Here is a 4,725-nt window from a genome sequence, read left to right as displayed (position 1 = left end):
GCAGCGCGGGGCGGCTATTCGGTGCGCGGCGCGCGCGGACTCACGCAATGGGCGATCGCGCAGCTGCTCGCGGTGATGTCGGATCTCACTGAGTCTGAACGGCGCAAGCTGGCCAGCACGTCGCCCCATGCATTCCGGCACACGGTCGGCACGCAGATGTTGGCCGCCGGCGTCGCGCTCGAGGTCGTGCAGCGCACGCTCGGCCACGCGTCGCTCGGCACCACGTCGATCTACGTGTCGCCGGAAGAGGCGCGGATGCGCCGCGAGGCGGCGAAGTACCATGCCCGGCTAACACGCGACGGCTGAGTGCGTCTCCCGATCTTATGAAAAGAACGCGAGCAGTCGTTGCAGCAACGGTATGCGTGCCGTCCACCAGTCCGTCCGGGAAGGCGGCATGGCAATGAAGCGCAACGGAGACGACTTCGACTGGTCGTAGTAGAAAATGTTGTCGTCGCTGTACCGCAGTTCCGTGGGTGCTGCATCGTTGAGCGTGCGCACCGCAAAATAACGCTCCGCCAGCACGTCTCCTGCCGGACCCATCACCCGGAGTCGAATTTCGTCACCATCGGCAAAAGAGCGGGGCACCCGACATAGCTCGATCTTGTACTTCTTGCCACCGAACTCTTTCGTTCCCCCGTTAAGATCCTGCGTATAGCTCTCGCAATCTTCGTATGGCTTCCGTAACGCAAGAGCCGGAATCGCCAGTACCAAGACAAGCGCGATCGCGATTACATGTTTTCTGGTGACCTGCATATTTCGCCGAGGCTGATTTTTGTGGGATTGGACGGCGGAGCCGTTTGATGGCTGTACGGGCGGCTACTCTCAGCGAAGCCAAATCGGAATTCTTGCGGCAACCCAGTCGATCAAGGTGGGCGGCAGCGAGATCGAACGCATGCTGTCGTACTGATCGGACGCGTCGAAGTAAATCAATTTGCCATCGCGGATCTTGATCGAGTCTTCACCCGGCCGGCCGTCCCAAAAAACGAAAAATAAGCGCGTGGCGAGCGTCGAGCCATTCGCATCGGTGATGACGAGTTTGACCTGCTCGTTCTGATCTGCAAAAAATCCATGACTGCGCGCACCACTTCCGCAGATGTTGACGATGTAGGTCGTGCCGTCGACCTGTTTGATTCCACCATTCATCTTGGCGTTGTAGTTGAAGCGCTGACAATCGGTGTCGTCTGTCGTGACCCCGCCTAAACTGATGAGCGCGAGGCAGGCCAATAAGCCAAGTGTCACGATCGCCAGTCCCGCGCGCTTCGCTCGGCCGAAATGGGCGATATTTCGAAGAAGCCAGTAGAAGTAGGCTGCAAAGATGACCGCGGTGACGATGAAGATCGCGGTCTTGCCGTTCTTGAGCGCGAAAATCGCGATCGCGTTCGTGGCGCCAGGCGGCAGGAACGGCCACACGATGGCGGCAACCAAGGCCACGGCCCCGACTACCAAGATCGCTCTGAGGATGAGGCGGATCATCTTCATTGTTCCGCCGGGATGGGTCTGCATACGGTATCAAGTTTCAAAACAATCGGGTTGTCCAGTTTCACGAGTTTGGGTCTACTGTAAACCATAAAGTCACCGCCACGATTGTGTGCCGCTCTCCACTCGCGATATGTCTTGTTGTGCACTGGCCAGTACACATCCTTCGCCATAAATTTCCGAAAGAGACTTGTCCGTTTGTCGATCGGTTTGTTGACCTCTTCGCCTTCAGGAAGATAGTGCCACTTTTCGATGGTTGAATTTCCGACATTCAAGTTGCTGCTCTTGAAGAAATCGTTGGCTGCAGCGACGTACGACAGCACCATTCCGTTCTTGTTCCAGTGGCCAAGATACTGGCTCTTGGAAGGCGAATCATCGTTAAATGAATAGCTATCCTTGATGTAGACATAGATGTGGGTAATCTGTGCAACCGGTTCGAGACAGAATATTTTGTTCTTGCCTTCGTACTTGTAGTAACGCTCGCCGGTAACGGTCGCCTTCCCAACAGCAGCGTAGAAGTTGAAGTTTGCCAGTGCGCCGGTTAGATCGGTCAACGCCGTACCGTCGAGTGTGTCGACGGATGATACTGACTGGTACTGAAATCTCCAGGCGACATGAAACTGAAGCAGATCCGTCAGAAACGGCGTAGTGTCGATCACGATACCTGCCGCGTTCATTTGTCCGGCCGCGAAACTCTTCTCGATCACGGGCGTCAGCGTATTCCTCGCCGATGTAGCAGCATTCGGAGTGTAAATCGCTTGTCGGACGAGTTGATTGAAACGCTCAAGTGCTCCGCGAAACCGCAACGCCCATTCCAGAGAGACTGTCCTGTCGTCGATCGGCTGCACCGAGTTGAGCTGGTCGTTATAGGCGTGCTTAGGGCTTGCAAACCACTCTCGCGCAAGCTTGGCCGAGATCGGCCAGCCCATCTTGTCCATCGCTTTGGGAATGTCCTGCAGATCGAACTCAGGCAGCTTGTTCGCTTGCTCGGCGTCTTGGGGCTTATCACTCGGTTGTGGCTTGGCGGGCGGCTTGGCCGGTGCTGGAGCAGGCGGCTTCTGTGGCGCGAGAGGAGCGGCTGCCTTCGATGGTGGCGGTGACGGCGGCTCGTTCGGCGCAAGTCTATCGAACGAGATTTTTTGCTGCGTGTCGATGGGAACGCATCCGACCACGCCAGAGTAACATTTCCACCGTTTGCTGGAATATAGAACTCCGGACTCCAGTTGGTAATACGGGACTTTCTTGACGTCTGGCATAGGGCCTTGAATAACGACTTTTCAAACGAACGGGTATCAGATTAATCGATTCATCGGAAAATCGATCAGAGACAATGAAAACAACTGTTAGATCAGGTCGCGATTGCGCAAGATGAAAAGGTAGGGGCAATCCGCCGGCGGCACGATCGACACGGAAGGCTTGCTCGCCAGGCGAGCCAACATTGCGCTTTCGAGTTCGGCCGCCTGGTTGTCCAACCACCCTGGCTGCCACGTTCGGGCCCACGCGAGCCAAGCCGCTGGCGAAAGGCTGGCGGCCGCGGTCGGCTTCGATGGCACGTAAACCGCGTCTCGCCACGAGAGGCCCGACCGGAACCGCACGCCAGTGACTCGAAGATGCTTGCGTGTACAAACGACGATGAACGCGCGGTGCGGCCGCTCGTCATACAGCACATCCGGCTCATGCACACCTCTCGCCGGCGCAGCGGAAACCGGTCCAGTCCATTCGAATTCCAGGGTAGCGCCGGTTCGCTCGGCCTAGTCGCGGTTGTAGAGGCCACCATCAATGTAGGCGTTCATGCCTGCGTCACCGAGGATCGGTCCGCCGATAAACGACCCGGATTCGACGATGGCGCGCGCAATGTACGGCGCTGTTTCGTGCGTCAATTTGATCGGCATAGCTCGACACTGTGTTAGAAAAGTGGCCGGCCATGCCGGCTTGGTTGTACGTCACCGGATCCCCGCTGCCTTACGCTCGAGCGGCGAGAATTTGCGTAGCGACGCGTAGGGATCGACGAGCCGTCGCGGCGCACGAAGCAGCTTGACGCCTGGTGTTAGCAAGCCGCCGAAACCCAAGCCGGCGACGACTCCGGCCGCGATGCGCAGATTCGACCAGTCTGCCGGCATGATGCAGATCAACATGATCGCGATGATGCTGACGCCGAACATTACCTTCAGAAAGAACCATGGTGCGGAGAGCGCGTCGATGTCGAGGATCGAGCACGGAATCTCTTCCGATTCGTATTCCTCTTTCTCGCGGACCAACTCCAAGTCGAGCGGTGCCGGCCGACTGGAGACCGGATTGACCAGGCGTTCGGTAAGCGCTGCAGTGACTACGTCGACCGCAGGGAACTCGTGCGGCCACCGATGATGTTCCGCCACACCGTAGGCCCGCAGGATCGGCAGCGCCCAGGCAGGATGGTTGATCGGTGCTAGCAGTTGGCCGTCTAGCACGGCCCAATACATGGTCTGATGCGCGTGCTTCGCCGCGTAGGTCGCGAGGCGATCGGCGGCCGGGTAATCGTACGGCGCAACGTGCGCCGGGATCCATTGCGCACCCATATCGCGGAAGAATCCCACGCGATTCTTGCCCTCGTGCGCCAGAAATAGACCGAGCGGTTTGATCCAGATGAACTCGGCTCGATCGTAGCCTTCTGCCGTCGCGCGAGCCGGGTCTTGCAACCTGGCCAGCAGAGCCGGTCGCTCGTTCTCAGGGACAGAGGAGGTAGTCCATCGCCAGCTCGCGCCGATCGTCTGCGAAACAGGCGCAAGCGCGCTAAACGAATCGCCGCACGGTTCGAGATTGCTGAACGGAAAGACGGTTCTGAAAAAAGAAGCTCCGATCCGTGGGCCGTAGGCACCGTCGTGGAACGGTTCAATGAGACGCCGACCGGCCGCACTGCGGCATGCGAGCTCGTCGACTTCGTATTTTGCGTCGACGAGCAGCCTGATCTCGTCGCGCAGCTTCGAGGAAATGTTGTCCACGACGGCTTCGAGTGAGGTGGTAGTTGCGCTCATCGCTTGTTCCATTTTCTAGTCGCTCTCAATCGACTGACTGGTTATCGTGTGTGCGTCGTGCCGGCGTACCTTTGGACGCGAAAAACGTAACCGACGGTATTTGTGATTATGCCGGAATCGTGTTGACGGGACCGAGTTTGCCGACTAGGGAAACGCTGATTTATTCGGCTCGGCGGTCATCGCAGACGTAGCCGAGGACGTTTAGAAGACAGCTCACGGAACGGACCCACGACGATGA

The 4,725-nt window shown here is 58.0% G+C and carries 7 protein-coding genes; 1 reads left to right on the top strand and 6 read right to left on the bottom strand.

Features of this window, described 5'->3' with window-relative positions:
* The coding region (locus tag DFS13_RS39465; RefSeq protein ID WP_146610057.1) for a tyrosine-type recombinase/integrase at positions 1-306 on the top strand (306 nt) is incomplete at its 5' end.
* 15 nt (positions 307-321) lie between these two features.
* Here DFS13_RS39465 and DFS13_RS39460 read toward each other — a convergent pair.
* The 6 genes from DFS13_RS39460 to DFS13_RS39445 form a co-directional block, all read right to left on the bottom strand.
* A complete protein-coding gene (locus DFS13_RS39460) occupies positions 322-753 on the bottom strand; it encodes a hypothetical protein (protein WP_048985624.1) in 432 nt (143 codons plus the stop codon).
* 69 nt (positions 754-822) lie between these two features.
* Entirely contained in the window at positions 823-1,503 is a 681-nt protein-coding gene (locus tag DFS13_RS39455; RefSeq protein ID WP_027813802.1) for a hypothetical protein, read from the bottom strand.
* Entirely contained in the window at positions 1,476-2,732 is a 1,257-nt protein-coding gene (locus DFS13_RS39450; RefSeq protein WP_027813803.1) for a DUF6402 family protein, read from the bottom strand. Before DFS13_RS39450 ends, DFS13_RS39455 begins: the two co-directional genes overlap by 28 nt.
* 87 nt (positions 2,733-2,819) lie before the next feature.
* The gene (locus DFS13_RS40125) at positions 2,820-3,158 is read right to left on the bottom strand and encodes a hypothetical protein (RefSeq protein ID WP_143282317.1); all 339 of its coding nucleotides are present in this window, start codon (positions 3,156-3,158) and stop codon (positions 2,820-2,822) included.
* Positions 3,159-3,227: 69 nt separating this feature from the next.
* A complete protein-coding gene (locus DFS13_RS40565; protein ID WP_153260041.1) occupies positions 3,228-3,368 on the bottom strand; it encodes a hypothetical protein in 141 nt (46 codons plus the stop codon).
* Positions 3,369-3,419: 51 nt separating this feature from the next.
* Positions 3,420-4,499: a hypothetical protein gene (locus tag DFS13_RS39445; RefSeq protein ID WP_048985625.1), complete on the bottom strand. Its 1,080-nt coding sequence runs from the start codon at positions 4,497-4,499 to the stop codon at positions 3,420-3,422.
* Between the last annotated feature and the right edge of the window lie 226 nt (positions 4,500-4,725).

Origin of the sequence: Burkholderia sp. 28_3, assembly GCF_003253915.1 — a bacterium.
GTDB classification, from domain to species: domain Bacteria; phylum Pseudomonadota; class Gammaproteobacteria; order Burkholderiales; family Burkholderiaceae; genus Burkholderia; species Burkholderia cenocepacia.
This window is presented reverse-complemented; position numbering and strand designations above follow the sequence as displayed.